This window comes from Herbaspirillum sp. LeCh32-8 (assembly GCF_017814915.1).
Taxonomy (GTDB): domain Bacteria; phylum Pseudomonadota; class Gammaproteobacteria; order Burkholderiales; family Burkholderiaceae_D; genus Herbaspirillum.
Genome location: NZ_JAGIPZ010000001.1, coordinates 801,147 through 820,488, shown reverse-complemented (window position 1 = coordinate 820,488; position 19,342 = coordinate 801,147). Strand labels below are relative to the sequence as shown.

Sequence of the window (19,342 nt, the reverse complement as noted above, 5' to 3'; positions counted from 1 at the left end):
TTGAACGCGAAACGGCGGTTCCTTCGGGAGCCGCCGTTTTACTTTGTACTTCATGAATTCCGTCTCAGGCCCGATGCCGCGCGGCCTCCGGCTCCAGCAGATGTCGCATCGCCAGCCGCACCGCCTCGGCATGGGTGGCCTGCGGATGCAGCTGTTGCTGCGCCTCGATCAGGGCGTCGACCTGGCGCCGGTCGCCGTGGCATAGCTCAGTCATGCGCGCGGTGAGTTCGAGGTAGCCGTCGGGATCGTGCAGTGCTCCATCGGAGCGACTAACGCGGCGCAGCCAGGCGCGGTCGGCGGCAAGCATGGCGAGTGCGCCGAGGGCAAGGAACAGGAGCCAGTTGAGCATGGTGAAAGCGGCGCACGCGGCATAGATTGGGGAACCACGATTGTGGGCCGGCCGCCCTAGCACCGCCATCGCCGTCCGGCGAAAAACCGGACGCTTTGTCCGTGACTGAAATCAGATCATCAGACCGACAACCACTCCCGCTGCACCCCGCCGTCGGCCAGCAGCTCGCCCGGTGTGCCGTGGAACACGATCTCGCCGCGCCCCATCACGTACAGGCGCTGGGAAATGTCCAGCGCGATGGTCTGCTTCTGTTCGATCAGCAGCACCGCCACATGGCGGCTGCGCAACTCGCCCAGATAACGCGCCACCTGCTCCACCATTTGCGGCGACAGGCCTTCGGTGGGCTCGTCGATCAGCAACAACGACGGATTGCCCATCAGCGCGCGCGCCAGCGACAGCATCTGCTGCTCGCCGCCGGACAGCGATCCCGCAGCGACGGCGCGCCGCTTGTGCAGCGACGGGAACATCGCATACATGTCGTCGAAGCGCCAGCCGGCGGCGGGTTGCGCACCGCTCTTGCGGCCCAGCAGGAGGTTTTGCTCCACCGTCAGCGCGGGGAAGACGTCGCGGCTTTCCGGCACATAGCCGATGCCGCGACGAGCGATATCGTAGGTCGGCAGGCCGAGGATGTCGGCGCCATCGAAGCGCACCTGCCCTTCGCTCCTGACCTGTCCGATCAGGGCCTTCAGCAGGGTCGAACGGCCGGCGCCGTTGCGGCCCAGCACGCTGACGATCTCGCCCGCTTCCACCTGCAGGGTCACGCCGTGCAGCACATGGCTCTGGCCGTACCAGGCATGCAGGCCGGCCACTGCCAGCAGGGGTTCGCGCTCAGCCATCGATGCTCCGGTTCAGGTAGAGGCGCTGCACCTCGGGATTGGAGCGGATACGTTCCGCACTGTCGCAGGCGATCACGCGGCCGTTGTCCATGACGGCGATGCGGTCGGCCAGGTCGAACACCACCTGCATGTCGTGCTCCACCATCAGCAAGGTCCTGCCGACGGTGACCTCACCGATCAGCGCCACCATCGCCTGGGCCTCGGCGCGGTTCATACCGGCGGTGGGCTCGTCGAGCAGGATCACCGAGGCATCGGCGGCGATGGTCACCGCCACCTCCAGCGCGCGCTGGTCGGCGTAGCTCAACTCGCCCGCCGGCAGGTGCGCGCGCGACTGCAGGCCGACCCGTTGCAGCACGGCATGCGCCCGGTCGGCAGCGTCGTGCAGCCGGCCGATGCGACGCCAGAAGGCGTAGCCGTAACCCAGTTGGTACAGCACCGCGCAGCGCACGTTCTCGAACGCCGACAGGCGCGGAAACAGGCTGGAGATCTGGAAGCTGCGCGCCAGCCCCAGCCGGTTGATGGCCTGCGGCGTGCGCCGCGTGATGTCTTGCCCGTGCAGCAGCACGCTGCCGGCGTCGGCGCGGTGGCGCCCCGAGACCAGGTTGAACAGGCTGGACTTGCCGGCGCCGTTGGGGCCGATCAGCGCGCAACGTTCGCCGGCATGCAATTGCAGGTCGACGCCGCGGATGATCTCGGCGCGATCGAATGCCTTGTGCAGGCCGCGCAGCTCCAGCGCGATGGACTCACTCATGGCGCCTCCCGATCGATCCGGCAGGACGAAGCGGCTTCGCGTCGTACATGTTCGGCCGCTTCCATCTTCTTCCAGGCGAGGCTCCAACTGCTCGACCATGACGGCCGCAGGCGTACGATGGCGGCAATGCCGGCCGCGGCCAGCGCGGCGGCGGCAGACCAGGTCAGCGGCGAGTGCACATCGAAAGCGATTCCGAACAGCACCGCCGGCGCCACGCCGGCGCCGCTGTCGGCCAGGCTGCCCAAACTCAGTTGATACGCCATCTCGGTCGCCAGCACGACGCCGGCCAGCGCCACCAGCCCGGCCGCAGCCTGCGCCGCGAGCAGCCGCGCCAACCGCGTGTTTAGTGCGCCGGCGCGCAGCACGCGCGCGAGATTGTCGATCAGCCTGGCCAACCCGCCAGGCACGCACATGACGATCAGGATGAAGAAGGCGCCGAGATAGAACTGCCAGGCCTGCGTATAAGCCGACAGCAGCGAGGCGAACAGCACGCCAACCACGCCGCCGATAATGGGGCCGTAGAAATAGGCAGCGCCGCCGATGAAGGTGAACAGCAGGATGGCCCCTGAGCGCAGCGAGCCGACGTACTCGGCGCTGACGATCTCGAAATTGATGGCCGACAGTCCACCGGACACGCCGGCGAAGAAGGCCGACAGAATCAGCGCCAGGTAACGCACGCGCTGCGGGTCGTAGCCGATGAAGGCGGCGCGCTCCGGGTTGTCGCGCACGGCATTGAGGATGCGGCCCAGCGGCGTGTGCCTGAGCGCATAAATGGCCGCCGTGCATGCCAGCAACCAGACGGCGATCAGGTAATAGACCTGGATCTGCGGCCCGTAGCTGATGCCCAGTACCGGCTCGCCGACCACACGGTTGGCGGAGATGCCGCCTTCGCCGCCGAACAGGTCGGGGAACATCAGCACGCACGCCGAGACCAGCTCCACCAGGCCCAGCGTGATCATCGAGAAGGTGGTGCCGGCGCGGCGCGTGGTCAGGAAGCCGAACACCACGCCGCACAGCGCGCCGACCAGGCCGCCGGCCAGCGGCACCAGCGTGATCGGAAACGAAAACGGCAACGGCGCGCTGCCGTCAGCGATGCCATTCATCAGGTGGATGGCGCCGAACGCGCCCAGCCCGGAATACACCGCATGGCCGAAGGACAGCATGCCGCCCTCGCCCAACAGCATGTTGTAGGAAAGACAGAGCAGCACCATCGTGCCCATTTGCGAGAGCAGCGATAGCGCCGCGCTTTGCGGAAACACCAGCGGCGCGACCAGCAACGCCAGCGCGAAGCACAGCCAGGGGAGCAAGGAACGCTTCATCGCCTCATCCCTCCCGCTTGCCCATCAGGCCCTTGGGGCGCACGATCAGCATCGCCACCAGCAGCAGGTAAGGCAGGATAGGCGCGACCTGGGCCAGCGTCAGGCGCAGCAGCGGCGCCAGCGGGCCGCCAACCGGCGCGGTGACGCCCAGCGCGGCCAGCAGGCCGGCCAGCGAATAATCGAGCGCCACGGCGAAGGTTTGCATCAGGCCGATAAAAATGGAGGTGATGAAAGCGCCCGCCAGCGACCCCAGCCCGCCGACCACCACCACCACGAAGATAATGCTGCCTACCGCCCCGGCCATCCCGGGCTCGGTGACGAAGGCATTGCCGCCGATCACACCGGCCAGCGCCGCCAGCGCGCAGCCGCCGCCGAACACCAGCATGAACACGCGCGGCACGTTGTGGCCCAGCGCCTCGGCCATTTGCGGATGCGTCAGCGCAGCCTGAATGGTCAGGCCGATGCGGGTATGGCGCAGCAGCAGCCAGATCGCCAGCAGCATCAGCGCCGCCACCAGCAGCATGAAGCCGCGGTAGACCGGGAACGAGGTCGAATACAGCGTGAACAGCGTGCCCTCCAGCGAGGGCGGAATCCGGTAGGGAACCGGCGAGCGGCCCCACACCAATTGCACCAGCTCCACCACCAGATAGGACAGGCCGAAGGTGAACAGCAGCTCGGGCACGTGGCCGTAGCGGTGCACGATGCGCAGGCCGTAATGCTCCACCAGCGCGCCGGCCGCGCCCACGACCAGCGGCGCGATGACCAGCGCGGGCCAGAAGCCCAGCACGCCGGCGATCGAATAGGCGACGTAGGCGCCCAGCATGTAGAAGCTGGCGTGGGCGAAGTTGGGCACGCCCATCATGCTGTAGATCAGCGTCAGCCCGGAGGACAGCATGAACAGCAGGAAGCCGTAGCCCAGGCCGTTCAGGAAGGTGATCAGTGCAAATTCCAAAGGTGTCGCCAAAAGTATCGTCTAGCGCCGAAAGTTGCCCGTTCGCAAACAGCCGGACTGAAAAAGTAGCGCGATCCTATGGGATTCGCGCTTCTCTGTCAAAATGGCGTATCACGCCGCAAGGCCGCTGCAGACGCCCTCTTGCAACTTCGACGCCCCGGCATCACCTGCCTTTTATGACGACCGACACACCCGCTTCCACCGATACCGCCGCTGCCAAGGCGCAGCCGACGACCATCCTGCCCAGCTTCGGCAACCGCTTCGCCGCGCTGCCGCCGGCCTTTTACACGCGCCTGCAGCCCACGCCCTTGCCGGCGCCCTACCTGGTCGGCTTCAGCGAGGATGCAGCCGCCACCATCGGCCTGGATGCCGCCGCCGTGCAGGATCCCGGCTTCCTCGACCTGTTCACCGGCAACCGCATCGGCGACGGTTCGCTGCCGCTGGCGGCGGTCTATTCCGGCCACCAGTTCGGCGTCTGGGCCGGGCAACTGGGCGACGGTCGCGCGATCTCGCTGGGCGACGTGCCCGCAGCCGACGGCCACGGCCGCATCGAGCTGCAGCTCAAGGGCTCGGGCCAGACGCCCTACTCGCGCATGGGTGACGGCCGCGCCGTGCTGCGCTCTTCAATCCGCGAATTTTTGTGCTCCGAGGCGATGGCCGCGCTGGGCATCCCGACCACGCGCGCGCTGGCCGTCACCGGCTCCGACCAGCGCGTGCTGCGCGAGCAGGCCGAAACCGCCGCCGTGGTCACGCGCATGGCGCCCAGCTTCATCCGCTTCGGCTCCTTCGAGCATTGGTACTACAACCAGCGCTTCGACGACCTGAAGGTGCTGGCCGATACCGTGCTGGAGCAGTTCTACCCGCAGCTCCTGCAGGAGGCCAATCCCTACAAGGCGCTGCTGACCGAAGTCACGCGCCGCACCGCTGAACTGATGGCGCAATGGCAGGCGGTGGGCTTCATGCACGGCGTGATGAACACCGACAACATGTCCATCCTCGGCCTGACGCTGGACTACGGCCCGTTCGGTTTCATGGAAGCCTTCGACCCGCGCCACATCTGCAACCACACCGACCAGCAGGGCCGCTATTCCTACCAGATGCAGCCGCGCATCGGCCAGTGGAACTGCTTTGCGCTGGGCCAGGCGATGCTGCCGCTGATCGGCAGCGTGGAGGACACCGAGGCCGCGCTGGCCGGTTACGAAGCCGTCTTCGAGGCCAGGCAGGACCAGCTGCTGCACGCCAAGCTGGGTCTGACGACGACGCAAGCGGACGACGACAAGCTGATCGACGCCATGTTCGCCATCCTGAAGAACAGCCATGTCGATTTCACGCTGTTCTTCCGCCGCCTGGGCGACTTGCGGATCGGCAATCCGGGGCAGGACGAGGCGATCCGCGACCTCATCATCGACCGCCCCGCCTTCGATGCCTGGGCCGCGCAATACCGCGCCCGCCTGCAGGCCGAAGGCAGCGACGACGACCGACGCCGGCTTGCAATGCACGCGGTCAACCCCAAATACGTGCTACGCAATTACCTGGCGCAAGTTGCCATCGAGAAGGCGCAGCAAAAGGATTTCTCGGAAGTGGCGAAGCTGCACGCCATCCTGAGCCGCCCCTTCGACGAACAGCCGGCGCACGACAAGTACGCCGACCTGCCGCCGGACTGGGCCAGCCACCTGGAGGTCAGCTGCTCCTCCTGAGCGGCGCGCCGGCAGGAATCGACCCAAACCATTACACTTGCCGCCCGGCAAAGTCCCATTCAACCGGCAGCACAACAGGAGCCACCATGACCAAGCGCGTAGAAAAGACCGAAACCCAATGGCGCGAGCAACTCGATTCCCTGGAATACCAGGTCACCCGCGAGGCCGCCACCGAGCGCGCCTTCACCGGTCGCTACTGGGATCACCACGAAGCCGGCACCTATACCTGCGTGTGCTGTGACACGCCGCTGTTCACCTCGGACGCCAAATTCGATTCCGGCTGCGGCTGGCCCAGCTACTTCGAACCCATCGATCCGGCCAACGTCCGTGAAAAACTGGACCGCAGTTATGGCATGATTCGCACCGAGATCATCTGCAACGTCTGCGACGCGCATTTGGGCCACGTTTTCCCCGACGGCCCGCCGCCGACCGGACTGCGCTATTGCATCAATTCAGCTTCGCTGCGCTTCGATCCCGCGTAAGGATCCGGCCGCCAGCTGTTTCGATGTGTAACGGATGACCACCGATCAACCTGATTCATGAAAAAATTCGTCCGATGAAGTTTCTGTTCGACCTGTTCCCCGTCATCCTGTTTTTCGGCGTCTTCAAGTGGGCCGAAGGCCATCCCGCGAGCGCGCAGGAGCTTGTGATGCAATATCTTGGCGGCGCCATGTCGGCCGGCGCCGTCACGGCTGCGCAAGCGCCTATCCTGCTCTCGACCGCGGTGGCCATCGTCGCCTCGCTGGCGCAGATCGGCTGGCTGCTGCTGCGCCGTCGCAAGGTCGACGCCATGCTGTGGGTCTCGCTGGCTATCATCGTGGTGTTCGGCGGCGCCACCATCTACTTCCGCGACGACACCTTCATCAAGTGGAAGCCGACCATCCTGTACTGGGCCTTCGGGCTGGCGCTGCTGGTCTCGCAGCTGTTCATGAAGAAGAACCTGATCCGCGTGATGATGGAGAAGCAGGTCACCCTGCCCGAAACCGTCTGGCCGCGCCTGAACCTGGCCTGGATCCTGTTCTTCGCCGTGATGGGCCTGATCAACATCTACGTCGCCTTCAACTACCCGCTGGACACCTGGGTCAACTTCAAGATGTTCGGCAGCATGGGGCTGATGTTCGCCTTCATCATCGGCCAGAGCCTGTTCCTGTCGAAGTACATGAAGGACGCCGAATGAGTGCCGCCGACACCCGCCCCGAGCGCATCCGCGAGCGGCTGCTTGCAACTTTCTCACCAGAGCAGTGTCTGGTCGAGGACGAGTCCGCCCTACATGCCGGCCATGCCGGCGCGGCCTCAGGCGGAGGGCATTACAGGGTCCGTCTGGTATCGAATTTGTTTGAGGGTAAAAATCGGGTGAACCGTCATCGGCTGGTGTATGATTGCCTGTCCGACCTGATGCAGCAAGAGATTCACGCGCTGGCCATCGTGGCGCTCACCCCATCAGAGGCAAAGAACTGAGACCAAGAACAACATCGACGCCATCCCTCCTGTTTTCCAATCTCCGTTTTTGATTCACTTCTTTAATTTTCCAGGATTTCAACAATGACATTCAAACCCGCTCGCCTGCTGGTTCTGCTGTTTGCAATCGCTTCCATCCCCGCTTTCGCGCAAAACCTGGCTGTGGTCAACGGCAAGGCCATCCCTTCCTCGCGCGCCGATCTGATGGTCAAGCAAATGACCTCGCAAGGCCAGCCGGACACCCCGCAACTGCGCGGCGCCATCAAGGAAGAACTGGTCAATCGCGAAATCCTGATGCAGGAAGCCGACAAGCAAGGCCTGTCCAACAGCTCCGACGTCAAGAACCAGCTGGAACTGGCCCGCCAGTCCATCGTCATCCGCGCCCTGATCGCCGACTACCTGAAGAAGAACCCTGTGTCGGACGCCGACATCAAGGCTGAATACGACAAGTTCAAGGCTCAGGCCGGCGACAAGGAATACCATGCACGCCACATCCTGGTGGACAAGAAGGAAGACGCTGAAGCCATCATCGCCAAGCTGAAGGCCGGCACCAAGTTCGAAGACCTGGCCAAGCAATCGAAGGACACCGGTTCCGCGGCCAACGGCGGCGACCTGGATTGGGCCACCCCGGCCTCCTTCGTGAAGCCGTTCTCCGACGCCATGGTCGCCCTGAAGAAGGGTGAAGTCACCCCGACTCCAGTGCAGACCCAGTTCGGTTGGCACGTGATCAAGCTGGAAGACACCCGTCCGGCCAAGGTCCCGACCCTGGACGAAGTCAAGCCGCAAATCGCCGAAGCCCTGCAACAGAAGAAGCTGCAGGCTTACCAGGAAGAACTGCGCAAGAAGGCCAAGGTGCAGTAATTCCCGCAGGCGGCTTCGATGCCGCCGGTCGCACGCAAAAAAACACCCGCCACGGTTCGCCCTGGCGGGTGTTTTTTTGACAACGTCGGCCAAAAATCGCCGTCATCTGGAATGTGCGGAACTGAATAGCAAAACCGCAATAAATGCGCAGGCTGCATTTAAATATTCGATAAAATCCTTATAAATAATTAAAAAAATAAAAATTTTAAGCAACACTTTAAGCGAAATTCCGCGCCCCATTCTGCTATTCTTCGCTCCTGCCCTGCTTGGGCATGCTCCGCCGACCCACAGCAAAATTCAAAGGACGGCGGCAGCAGGGTGCGCCGGGGGAGGCCCTCTAAGCCGCGTCCGCGTCGCATATTCATTACAAACATCGTGGTATCAGGAGAGACACCAATGAAAAAGAGTTCCATGTTGCTGCTGGCAGCCGGCTTGACCACCGGCGGCGCTGCGTTCGCGCAATCGACCGTGACCATCTACGGTATCGTCGACACCAGCATCCGCTACCTCAGCAACGACAACGCTCGCGGCAACAGCAACTTCCGCGTTGACAACGGCGCCATCGCCAACAGCCGTATCGGCTTCAAGGGCACCGAAGATCTGGGTGGCGGCCTGAAGGCCCAGTTCCAGCTGGAAAACGGTTTCAGCAGCGACACCGGCGCCCTCTCCACGCCTAACACCCTGTTCAGCCGCCAGTCGTGGGTTGGCCTGTCGGGCGGTTTCGGCAAGGTCCGCGTCGGTCGTCAAAACACCCCGCTGTTCGACCTGATGGCCGACCACTTCGACCCGCTGACCGTGGGCAACTACGAAACCAACTCGTGGCTGCCGGCTGCTGCAACCCGCATTCGTACCAGCAACATGGTGCGCTATGACAACGACTTCGGCCCTGTGTCTGTTGGCGTGAGCTACGCCTTCGGCGAAACCGCCGGCTCGACCCGCAGCGGCAGCCAGTTCAGCAGCGCCCTGCGCTACACCGTCGGCGGCTTCTCGGTCGGCGGCGGCTTCCAGCAGACCAACGACAACGCCAACAACCGCGACAACGCCTACAACCTGTCGGCTTCGTATGACTTCGGCGTGACCAAGCTGTTCGGCGGCTACTACAACATCAAGGATGCGACCGGCTCCACCTCCGCCTACATGGCTGCCAACACCTTCGCCACCGGCGCCAGCGGCGGCGTGGCAGGCATCCAGCGCAAGGACACCGGCTTCTTCTTCGGCACCAGCTACAAGGCAACCGCTGCCCTGACCCTGACCGGCGCGTTCTACTACGACAAGAGCAAGAACGTGGCTTACACCACTCTGGGCAATGTCGGCGACGGCAAGCGTTACGCCATCGCTGGTTGGGCCGAGTACGCGCTGTCCAAGCGCACCCAGCTGTACACCACGGTCGACTACAACAAGGCCAAGGATGCAGCCGTGTATGAGCTGACCAACACGGCTTCCAGCTCGGCCAAGCTGACCACCGTCGGCGTTGGTATCCGTCACATCTTCTGATAACGCCTGAAGCGCGCCGCCTCCTCACGGAGCGGCGCACAACAGAAGTCACCAGAAAGCAAAAAGCGCAGTTCCTTTCGGAACTGCGCTTTTTTTATTGCCTCGGTGCTTCTTCGCCCTCGAAGCGGCCCGCCGTAGCGGGCCCTTCGCGGGTCGGCCTTCAAGCCATCAACCGACCCACTTGCGCGCGTTGCGGAACATGCGCATCCACGGCGAATCCTCGCCCCAGGCTTCCGGGTGCCAGGATTGCGTGACGGTGCGGAACACGCGCTCGGCGTGCGGCATCAGCACGGTGAAGCGGCCGTCCGGCGTGGTCACCGAGGTGATGCCTTGCGGCGAGCCGTTCGGGTTGTACGGATAGCCTTCGGTCACGGCGCCGGTGTTGTCGATGTAGCGCATCGCGACGATCGCCTTGGTGATGTCGCCGGTCTGCGAGAAGTCGGCAAAACCTTCGCCGTGGGCGGTGGCGATCGGCGCCTGGGTGCCGGCCATGCCCTGCATGAAGATCGACGGCGAGTCCGCCACTTCCACATTCACGAAGCGCGCCTCGAACTGCTCGGACTTGTTGCGGGTGAACTTGGGCCAGGCTTCCGCGCCCGGGATCATCGACTTCAGGTTGCTCATCATCTGGCAGCCGTTGCAGATACCCAGCGAGAAGGTGTCGTCGCGGCCGAAGAAGCGCGAGAACTGCTCGGCGAGCTGGGCGTTGAACAGGATGGTCTTGGCCCAGCCTTCGCCGGCGCCCAGCACGTCGCCGTACGAGAAACCGCCGACCGCGATGAAGCCCTTGAAGTCGTCCAGCTTGGCGCGATTGGCGATCAGGTCGCTCATGTGCACGTCGACTGCGGTGAAACCGGCCTTGTGCATGGCGAACGCGGTCTCGATGTGCGAGTTCACGCCCTGCTCGCGCAGGATCGCCACCTTGGGACGGGCGGCGGCGCCGATGTTGAGGAACGGCGCGGCGATGTCTTCCTGCGGGTCGAACGTCAGCTTGGGGCTGATGCCGGGGTCGGCCGCATCCAGGATGCGGTCGTATTCGGCGTCGGCGCAGGCCGGGTTGTCGCGCAGGCGGGCGATGCGCCAGCTGGTCTCGCTCCAGGCGCGTTGCAGCTCGATACGGGTCTGGCTGTAGATGTTCTTGGCGTCGCGCATGAACTCGACCACGTCGCGATCATTCAGCTTGCCGATGATGTGGCTGCAGGCGCCCAGGTTGAAGCTGCGCAGCACGTTCATGACTTCCGACTTCTGCTCGGCCGCGACCTGGATCACGGCGCCCAGCTCCTCGTTGAACAGCGCGCGCAGGGTCTGCTCGTTGCGTCGCTCGGCCACCTGGGTGGTCCAGTTCTTGGAGTCGCCCCAGTCGTCGCCGTGACCGCCTTCCATGGTCAGGATATCGAGGTTGACCGAGATGCCGGTGCGGCCGGCGAAGGCCATTTCCGTCAGCGTGGAGAACAGGCCGCCGTCCGAACGGTCGTGGTAGGCCAGCAGTTGGCCCTGCTCGTTCAATTGCTGGATGGCGTTGAAGAAGCCCTTCAGGTCTTCGGCGCTATCGACGTCCGGCGTCTCGTTGCCGATCTGCTGCATCACCTGCGTCAGCGCGGAGGCGCCCATGCGGTTCTTGCCGCGGCCCAGGTCGATGGCGATCAGCACGGTCTCGCCTTTGTCGCGCCGCAGTTGCGGCGTCAGCACGCGGCGGATGTCGGTCACCGGCGCGAACGACGAGACGATCAGCGACACCGGAGAGGTCACCGACTTGGCGCCCTCATCGTCGCTCCAGGTGCTACGCATGGACAACGAATCCTTGCCCACCGGGATCGAGATGCCCAGTGCCGGGCACAGCTCCATGCCCACCGCCTTGACGGTATCGAACAGCGCGGCGTCCTGGCCCGGCTGGCCGCAGGCCGCCATCCAGTTGGCCGACAGCTTGATGTCGCCGATCTCGGCGATCGGCGCGGCGGCGATGTTGGTGATCGCTTCGCCCACGGCCATGCGGCCGGAGGCGGCGGCGTCGATCACTGCCAGCGGGGTGCGCTCGCCCATGGCCATGGCTTCGCCGAGATAACCTTCCAGACCCATCGCGGTCACGGCCACGTCAGCCACCGGCACCTGCCAGGGGCCGACCATCTGGTCGCGCACGGTCATGGCGCCCACGCTGCGGTCGCCGATGGTGATCAGGAAGGACTTGTCGGCCACGGCCGGCAGGCGCAGAACGCGGTGCGACACCTCGACCAGGTCCATGCCGGTCAGGTCCACCGGCGGCAGGGTCTGCTCGACGTGCTTGACGTCGCGGTGCATCTTGGGCGGCTTGCCCAGCAGCACGTCCATCGGCATGTCGACCGGGCTGTTGTTGTGCTCGGGATCGACCACCTTCAGCTGGCGCTCTTCGGTGGCGGTGCCGACCACGGCGAACGGCGAACGCTCGCGCTCGCACAGGTAGGTGAACAGCTCCAGGTGTTCCGGCGCGATGGCCAGCACGTAACGCTCCTGGGATTCGTTGCTCCAGATTTCCTTCGGCGCCAGGCCGGATTCTTCCAGCGGTACTTTGCGCAGGTCGAACAGCGCGCCGCGCTTGGCGTCGTTGGTGATTTCAGGGAAGGCGTTGGACAGGCCGCCGGCGCCGACGTCGTGGATCGACAGGATGGGATTTTCATCGCCCAGCGCCCAGCAGGCGTTGATGACTTCCTGGGCGCGACGCTCCATTTCCGGATTGCCGCGCTGCACCGAGTCGAAGTCCAGGTCGGCGGTGTTGACGCCGGTGGCCATCGACGAGGCGGCGCTGCCGCCCATGCCGATGCGCATGCCGCGGCCGCCCAGCTGGATCAGCAGGCTGCCCACCGGCAGGTCGCTCTTCCTGGTGTGCTTGGCGGAGATGTTGCCCATGCCGCCGGCGATCATGATGGGCTTGTGGTAACCCATCACCTGGCCGCCCACGTTCTGCTCGTAGGTGCGGAAGTAGCCGCCCAGGTTGGGACGGCCGAATTCGTTGTTGAAGGCGGCGCCGCCCAGCGGGCCGTCGATCATGATCTGCAGCGGCGAGGCGATGCGCTCGGGCTTGCCGTAGATGCCGCCCTGGGCATGTTCGGCACGCGCGGCGGCGGGCTGCGCCACGTCGCGGGCGTTTTCCCACGGTTGCACGGCGTGCGTGACCATCAGGTTGGAGACGGTGAAGCCGGTCAGGCCGGCCTTGGGCTTGGAGCCGCGACCGGTCGCGCCCTCGTCGCGGATTTCGCCGCCGGCGCCGGTGGAGGCGCCCGGGAACGGCGAGATCGCGGTCGGGTGGTTGTGCGTCTCCACCTTCATCAGGATGTGGGTCAGCTCTTCGGAGGCCTCATACACGTTGCCGCGGCCGGCGCCGCGCTGGTAGAAGCGCGGCACGGTGGCGCCTTCGATGATCGAGGAGTTGTCGCTATAGGCGACCACGGTGCCCTTGGGGTTCAGCTGGTGGGTGTTCTTGATCATGCCGAACAGCGACTTGTCCTGCGCCACGCCGTCGATGGTCCAGTCGGCGTTGAAGATCTTGTGGCGGCAGTGTTCGCTGTTGGCCTGGGCGAACATCATCAGTTCGACGTCGGTCGGGTTGCGCTGCGCGCGGCTGAAGGCATCCACCAGGTAATCGATTTCGTCGTCCGACAGCGCCAGGCCGAGCTCGGTGTTGGCGCGCTCCAGTGCGCCGCGGCCGCCGCCGAGGACGTCGACCGACTCCAGCGGCTTGGCTTGCAGTTCGGTGAACAGGCCGGCCGCATCGGCCGGATTGCGCAGCACGGTTTCGGTCATGCGATCGTGCAGCAGCGCGGCCACGGCCGGGATGCTGGCGTCGGCCAGCTTCTTGGCGCCGCCCAGCAGGCCGCTCTTGACCTGCACGTGGTAAATCACGCCGCGCTCGACGCGATGGATGTGCGCCATGCCGCAATTGTGGACGATGTCGGTGGCCTTGCTGGCCCAGGGCGAGATCGTGCCGAAGCGCGGAATCACCACGAAGGCGTCGCCCTCGTCGCTGCCGTTGAACGGGTCACCGTAGGTCAGCAGGCCGTTCAGGCGCGCTTCGTCTTCCCGGGTCAGCGCCTGGGCGGCGTCGACGAAATGCAGGTGACGGCCCGACACGCCGGTAATGGCGGGGTCGATGGCTTGCAGTTGGGTCAGGAGACGTTGGGTACGGAAGGCGGAAAGGGCATTGGAGCCCGGCAGGATCAGCATGGCGAGGTCGAGGCAGTTAGCTTGAATCGGGGGAAACTGTCGCAGCATCGCGGCAGAGGCCGCTCCATCGAGCTCCGGGCGCGTCCTCGTTACCGCATTGCAGCAGGCAACGACCTGCGACAGGCATGGGACACGGCGCCGGACTGGTGAAGCGTGCGCGCGTTTGCTGGCAAAGCCGGAATTATACAGTGGACGGGGGTGTTCGGCCCACAGAAAGCGAGCAGATTGGCGCGCCGCCCTCCTCATCCCTCCTTGGCCCGCAGCCATGCTGGAACAACGCGGCGCCTGCCGCAGTTGCGCCGCGCCATGCAAAGGCCCGGCAACCATCACCCCGGGGTCTGCGGTCGATGAGTCGACTGTCGACCAAGCGGATTTCCCTCGACGCCGACGAAGCAATGCATCGCGGCAACACGCCCCGCTGCAGCCTGCGGCGCGCGCCTGTCATCGCCGCCGCGGGTCTGCGCGTTGTTTGCATGCAAGCCGGCATCGCTTCACCAACCGTTTCCAGCACGCTCCCGCCGCAAGCGCGATAGCGCGCGACCTGCGGCCGATATCGTTTCGGCAAGGAAAATTCGATGTATCATTCCGGCCGCATCGCAACAGCGGCCCGCGCAATGCAATCTTGCCATTGTGATCACACGAGAAGCCGGACGATGACGACGACCAAAGCGGCATTGACCGCATCAAGACGAACAGAGTGAACAGCACACATCGACAGATCGCCGTCATCGGCGGGGGACTTTCCGGAATCTGCAGCGCCTACTTCCTGGCGGCCAAGGGGTATCAGGTGGCCGTCATCGAGCGGCGCGCCCACGTCGCCGAGGAAGCCACCTTCGGCAACTCCGGCCTGCTTGCGCCGGGCGTGGCCATGCCGCTGACCCTGCCCGGCGCTTTCTCCACCTTCGCCTGCCGCTTCAAGGAAGAGCCGCGCGTACTGCTGGCGTCGGGCGCCGACTTCTCGCGCAACCGCTGGATGCGCCAGACGCGCGCTGCCCAGCAGCAGCGCTTCGCCGCCAACAAGCAACGCCTGACGCGCCTGTCGGCCTATGGCCGGGAATTGACGCTGCAGCTGCAGGCCCACTACGGCATGGAGCACGAGAACAGCAACGGCGTGTTCCACCTGTTCCGCCTGCCCGCCGAGGCCGCGCGCATTCCGCAAATGCAGGAAGCCGCGCAGCAGGCCGAGCTCAAGCACAAGTCGCTGGACACCGCCGCCATCCGCCAGCTGGAGCCGGCCTTCTCGTCCGAGGCGGCGCTGGCCGGCGCCCTGCACTATCCCGACGACATCGCCGGCAACGCCGTGCTGTTTGCCAAGCAGATGCGCAACGCTGCCCAGGAGCTGGGCGTGTCCTTCCACTTCGGCGCGTCCGTCAAAGCGATCCAGGCCGACTTCGGCGGACGCGTCACGCTGGAGATCGACTCGCCGCACCTGGCTTCCAGCATGACCGTGGACGGCGTGGTGCTGGCCGCCGGCATGCAAAGCGCCGAGCTGCTGCGTCCGCTCGACACCCCGCTGCCGCTGCGCGCGCTGCAAAGCTGGTCGGCGCTGGTGCCGATCAAGAATCCGGACGACGCGCCCAACATGGCGCTGTTCGACGACAGCTACAAGGTCGCCATGACGCGCCTGGGCCATCGCCTGCGCATCACCGGTCTGCTGGGCTTCGTACCGCCGTCGCAGGCGATCCCACCCAAGGCGCTGCGCAACCTGCTCAAGATCGCCGGCGACTATTACCCCAACGCAGCCAACTACAACCAGGCGCATTTCTGGGCCAACACCATCCCGGTGCTGCCCAGCGGCCTGCCGGTGTTCGGCCCGACCCGCCACGGCAACGTCTTCGTCAATACCGGCCATGGCGTCACCGGCTGGGCCGCGGCGGTGGCGTCGGCGCGCATCCTCGCCGACATGATGGCCGGCGAGGAGCCGGAGATCGATGCCGAAGGCTTTCTGCCGCGCGACCTGGCCACGGGCTGAGCGGCCGCCTGAACACCGCCGCCAGGCAGGTCAGGCAGGAGACGAATCGGCATGGATTCATCCAAGCCGATTTTTTTCATCTGCGCGTCGCCTGCGCAGCAGGGACAATTGACTTAGAATGATTTCGAAATCAGGCACCCGCAATACCTCCGCAGCACCCCATCCACCGCAGCACTAACTCATCAGCGATCACAGCCATGAGCGCGCTCTATTCCGTTGCCGAAATCCGCGAGGTCGAGCACAAGGCCCTGGCCAGCCTGCCGCCTTACACGTTGATGCAGCGCGCGGGCGCGGCCGTCGCCGAATACGCACAGGAACTGTTGTGCTCGGCCACCGAATCCTCCCCGTCCGTCCTGATCCTGGCCGGCCCCGGCAACAACGGCGGCGATGCGCTGGAGGCCGCCTGCATCCTGGAAGAAGCCGGCATCGAAGTCGCCGTGCAGCTGCACGCCGACGAAAGCAAGCAGGCTGACGATGCGCGCCGCGCCATGTCGCGCGCCCGCGAGGCCGACATCCAGTTCATCGAAGACCTCAGCCCGGCCGGCCTGCGCGGCCAATCCTGGGCGCTGGTGATCGACGGCCTGTTCGGCATCGGCCTGTCACGTCCGCCCAACGGCAAGCTGCGCGCCATCATCGACTACGTCAACGGCCTGCGCTGCCCGGTGCTGTCCATCGACGTGCCCAGCGGCCTGAACGCCGACAGCGGCAGCATCGTCGGCGGCAGCGACGGCGCCGCGGTCAATGCCAGCCACACCATCACCTTCATCGGTGACAAGCCCGGCCTGCACACCTGCGACGGCAAGGACCATAGCGGCCACATCGCGCTGCGCGATCTGGAAATCGACCACGGCTGCTACAAGCCGACCCGCGCCTTCCTGAACGGCCCGCAATATTTCGCCGCCTCGTTGAAGCCGCGCGCCAACAACTCCCACAAGGGCAGTTACGGCGACGTGATCGTGGTGGGCGGCGCGCGCGGCATGGCCGGCGCGCCCGTGCTGGCGGCCCGCACCGCGGCCTTCGGCGGCGCGGGACGGGTGTATGTCGCCTTCGTCGACGATGGCCCGGCCTATGACGGCGTGCATCCGGAACTGATGTTTCGCGTCGCCGACCGCGTCGAATTCGGCGCCAGCGCGGCGCTGGTGGTCGGCCCCGGCATGGGCACCTCGCGCCACGCCTACGACATCCTCTCGCGCGCGCTCGATAGCGAGGCCGACATCGTGATCGACGCCGACGCCCTGAACCTGATCTCGGCCGAACCTACGCTGCAGCACAAGCTGCACGACCGCAGCCGCACCAACGGCGAGATCGTCAGCATCATCACCCCGCATCCGCTGGAGGCCGCACGCCTGCTCGACACCACCACCCAGCAGATCCAGGCCGACCGGCCGCAGGCGGCGCGCCTGCTGGCCCGCCAGTTCAACGCCATTACCGTGCTCAAGGGCGCCGGCACCGTGATCGCCTTCCCCGACGGCGAGATGACCATCAACCCGACCGGCAATCCGGCGCTGTCCACCGCCGGCACCGGCGACGTGCTGTCCGGCCTGTGCGGGGCGCTGCTGGCGCAAGGCTGGCCCACGCGCGCCGCCGCGCTGGCCGCCACCTGGATCCACGGCGCCGCCGCCGACCGCCTGGTGGCCGAAGGCCTGGGGCCGGTAGGCCTGACCGCCAGCGAATTCATCCCGGCCATCAGAGCCGTGTTCAATAACATCATCCGAGACCATGTCCACCACCGTCCTGCCCACGTCACGCACCACCGCACACACGCCTAGGCTCTTTCTGGGCGTCATCTTCCTGGTGACGGGTTTATGGACGCTCTCGCTGCTGGACGCGGCCGGCAAGCTGCTGGCAATCTCCGGCTACCACGTGGTGATGATCGCGTGGATGCGCTACAGCATCAACGTGGTGTTCATGGCCGTGACGCTGGTGCCGCTCTACCAGCGCCGCTCCGGACGCAGCATCTTTCGCTCCAACCGTCCCCGGCTGCAGCTGGGCCGCGGCGCCCTGCTGCTGGCGTCCACGCTGATCTTCTTTTCGGTGTTGCGGATCGTGCCGCTGGCCGAAGGTACGGCGATGAACTTCTGCGCGCCGCTGATCGTGCTGGCAATGTCGCCGTGGCTGCTGGGCGAGCGCAGCTATGCCTCGCGCTGGATCGCGGTGCTGGTGGGATTTACCGGGATGCTGATCGTGATCCGCCCGGGCGGCGATATTCCGCCCCACGGCGTGGCGCTGGGCCTGCTGTCGGCGTTCACGATGGCGATGATGTCCATCCTCAACCGCAAGGCCAACCAGGCTGACGACCCGATGGTGACGCTGTTCTATGGCGCCCTGGTCGGCAGCGTGCTGTCGACGCTGGCGGTGCCCTTCTTCTGGAGCGCGCATACGCCGACACTGGTGGAATGGGCAATCCTGATCTCCACCGGCATCACCGGCGCCATCGGCCACCTGCTGCAGAACACCGCCTACCGCCACGCCGAAGCCTCGGTACTGACGCCCTTCTTCTATGCCCAGATCATCTCGGCCTCGGGCATGGGCTGGCTGGTGTTCGGCCAGTTTCCCGACGGCCTGACGGTGCTGGGCATCGCCGTCATCTGCGCCAGCGGCGTGGGCATCGCCCTGGTCGAGCGCAAGCGCCACCACCGGCTGCCGGCAGCCGATCCGATGGAGTCGGTCTAGTCTCGCGCCGTTGGACGGCCTCAGGCCAGCCGGCCCGCCGCGATGGTGATGGTGCGTGCGCAGCGCGCGGCGATGCTGTTGTCGTGGGTGACCAGCACCAGCGTGGAGCCGCGTTCCTGGTTCAGTTCAAACATCAGCTTGATCACCGCCTCGCCGGTGGCGGCATCCAGGCTGCCGGTGGGCTCGTCGGCAAACAGCAGCGGCGGCTCGGTGACGAAGGCGCGCGCCAGCGCCACGCGCTGCTGCTCGCCCCCGGAGAGATATTTCGGATAGTGCTTCAGGCGCTGCCCCAGACCGACCCGGGCCAGCATCTTTTCGGCCTTCGGCTTCGCCTGCGCGTCGCCGCGCAACTCCAGCGGCAGCATCACATTCTCCAGCGCGGTCAGGTGGCCGAGCAACTGGAACGACTGGAACACGAAGCCCAGCTTGCGCTTGCGCAGCGCGGCGCGGCCGTCTTCGTCAAGCCGGTAGATGTCCTCGCCATCGAGCTTCACGGAACCTTCGCTGGGCGTATCCAGTCCAGCCAACAGGCCCAGCAGGGTCGACTTGCCAGAACCGGAGGCGCCGACGATGGCCACCGTGGTGCCGGCGGCCACGGTAAAATCGATGCCGCTCAGGATGGTGAGCTGGCCGGATTCGGCCGAGGCATCGGCAACACGTTTGGACAACTGAAGGACTTCGATGGCAGGCACAGCGGAAGCAACGGGATCGGCGGGAATGGAAATGGCAGCGCTCATGCAGGGCATTCAGGCAAGAAGGTCCGGGACGGTTGCAGCGCACCGGCGC

At 65.6% G+C, this 19,342-nt stretch carries 16 protein-coding genes; 9 read left to right on the top strand and 7 right to left on the bottom strand.

Annotated elements, in window-relative coordinates:
* Window positions 1–64 precede the first annotated feature (64 nt).
* The 5 genes from J8I26_RS03775 to J8I26_RS03755 all read right to left on the bottom strand — a co-directional run bounded on the left by J8I26_RS03775 (window position 65) and on the right by J8I26_RS03755 (window position 4,207).
* Entirely contained in the window at window positions 65–349 is a 285-nt protein-coding gene (locus J8I26_RS03775) for a hypothetical protein (RefSeq protein WP_209604175.1), read from the bottom strand.
* 119 nt (window positions 350–468) lie between these two features.
* The gene (locus J8I26_RS03770; protein WP_209604173.1) at window positions 469–1,185 is read right to left on the bottom strand and encodes an ABC transporter ATP-binding protein; all 717 of its coding nucleotides are present in this window, start codon (window positions 1,183–1,185) and stop codon (window positions 469–471) included.
* Window positions 1,178–1,936: an ABC transporter ATP-binding protein gene (locus J8I26_RS03765; RefSeq protein ID WP_209604168.1), complete on the bottom strand. Its 759-nt coding sequence runs from the start codon at window positions 1,934–1,936 to the stop codon at window positions 1,178–1,180. Before J8I26_RS03765 ends, J8I26_RS03770 begins: the two co-directional genes overlap by 8 nt.
* The gene (locus J8I26_RS03760; protein ID WP_209604166.1) at window positions 1,933–3,255 is read right to left on the bottom strand and encodes a branched-chain amino acid ABC transporter permease; all 1,323 of its coding nucleotides are present in this window, start codon (window positions 3,253–3,255) and stop codon (window positions 1,933–1,935) included. Before J8I26_RS03760 ends, J8I26_RS03765 begins: the two co-directional genes overlap by 4 nt.
* Window positions 3,256–3,259: 4 nt before the next feature.
* Window positions 3,260–4,207 (bottom strand): branched-chain amino acid ABC transporter permease, encoded by a 948-nt coding sequence (locus J8I26_RS03755; RefSeq protein WP_209604164.1) that lies wholly within the window; start codon window positions 4,205–4,207, stop codon window positions 3,260–3,262.
* Window positions 4,208–4,383: 176 nt separating this feature from the next.
* Here J8I26_RS03755 and J8I26_RS03750 point away from each other — a divergent pair, with 176 nt between their 5' ends.
* The 6 genes from J8I26_RS03750 (at window position 4,384) to J8I26_RS03725 (ending at window position 9,717) form a co-directional block, all read left to right on the top strand.
* Window positions 4,384–5,904 carry a protein adenylyltransferase SelO gene (locus J8I26_RS03750; protein ID WP_209604162.1) on the top strand — a complete coding sequence of 507 codons (1,521 nt, stop codon included), beginning with the start codon at window positions 4,384–4,386 and terminating at the stop codon, window positions 5,902–5,904.
* Window positions 5,905–5,990: 86 nt separating this feature from the next.
* Window positions 5,991–6,386, top strand: coding sequence for a peptide-methionine (R)-S-oxide reductase MsrB (gene msrB / locus J8I26_RS03745; protein ID WP_209604160.1), 396 nt, complete (start codon window positions 5,991–5,993; stop codon window positions 6,384–6,386).
* A 74-nt stretch (window positions 6,387–6,460) separates the two neighbouring features.
* A complete protein-coding gene (locus J8I26_RS03740) occupies window positions 6,461–7,081 on the top strand; it encodes a septation protein A (RefSeq protein ID WP_209604158.1) in 621 nt (206 codons plus the stop codon).
* Complete coding sequence (locus J8I26_RS03735; protein WP_209604156.1) at window positions 7,078–7,362, top strand: BolA family protein; 285 nt, start codon at window positions 7,078–7,080, stop codon at window positions 7,360–7,362. Before J8I26_RS03740 ends, J8I26_RS03735 begins: the two co-directional genes overlap by 4 nt.
* Window positions 7,363–7,446: 84 nt before the next feature.
* A complete protein-coding gene (locus J8I26_RS03730) occupies window positions 7,447–8,223 on the top strand; it encodes a peptidylprolyl isomerase (RefSeq protein WP_209604154.1) in 777 nt (258 codons plus the stop codon).
* 396 nt (window positions 8,224–8,619) lie between these two features.
* Window positions 8,620–9,717 (top strand): porin, encoded by a 1,098-nt coding sequence (locus J8I26_RS03725; RefSeq protein ID WP_209604151.1) that lies wholly within the window; start codon window positions 8,620–8,622, stop codon window positions 9,715–9,717.
* A 168-nt stretch (window positions 9,718–9,885) separates the two neighbouring features.
* Here J8I26_RS03725 and purL read toward each other — a convergent pair whose 3' ends face one another.
* Window positions 9,886–13,911 (bottom strand): phosphoribosylformylglycinamidine synthase, encoded by a 4,026-nt coding sequence (purL, locus tag J8I26_RS03720; protein WP_209604149.1) that lies wholly within the window; start codon window positions 13,909–13,911, stop codon window positions 9,886–9,888.
* Between the two features lie 697 nt (window positions 13,912–14,608).
* Here purL and J8I26_RS03715 point away from each other — a divergent pair.
* The 3 genes from J8I26_RS03715 to J8I26_RS03705 all read left to right on the top strand — a co-directional run bounded on the left by J8I26_RS03715 (window position 14,609) and on the right by J8I26_RS03705 (window position 18,556).
* Complete coding sequence (locus J8I26_RS03715) at window positions 14,609–15,883, top strand: FAD-dependent oxidoreductase (RefSeq protein WP_209604148.1); 1,275 nt, start codon at window positions 14,609–14,611, stop codon at window positions 15,881–15,883.
* Between the two features lie 197 nt (window positions 15,884–16,080).
* The gene (locus J8I26_RS03710) at window positions 16,081–17,652 is read left to right on the top strand and encodes an NAD(P)H-hydrate dehydratase (RefSeq protein ID WP_209604146.1); all 1,572 of its coding nucleotides are present in this window, start codon (window positions 16,081–16,083) and stop codon (window positions 17,650–17,652) included.
* Window positions 17,603–18,556 carry a DMT family transporter gene (locus tag J8I26_RS03705; RefSeq protein ID WP_209604143.1) on the top strand — a complete coding sequence of 318 codons (954 nt, stop codon included), beginning with the start codon at window positions 17,603–17,605 and terminating at the stop codon, window positions 18,554–18,556. Before J8I26_RS03710 ends, J8I26_RS03705 begins: the two co-directional genes overlap by 50 nt.
* A 20-nt stretch (window positions 18,557–18,576) precedes the next feature.
* On the opposite strand, the gene J8I26_RS03700 is transcribed toward J8I26_RS03705, so the two are convergent.
* Window positions 18,577–19,293, bottom strand: coding sequence for an ABC transporter ATP-binding protein (locus J8I26_RS03700; protein WP_209604141.1), 717 nt, complete (start codon window positions 19,291–19,293; stop codon window positions 18,577–18,579).
* Window positions 19,294–19,342 lie beyond the last annotated feature (49 nt).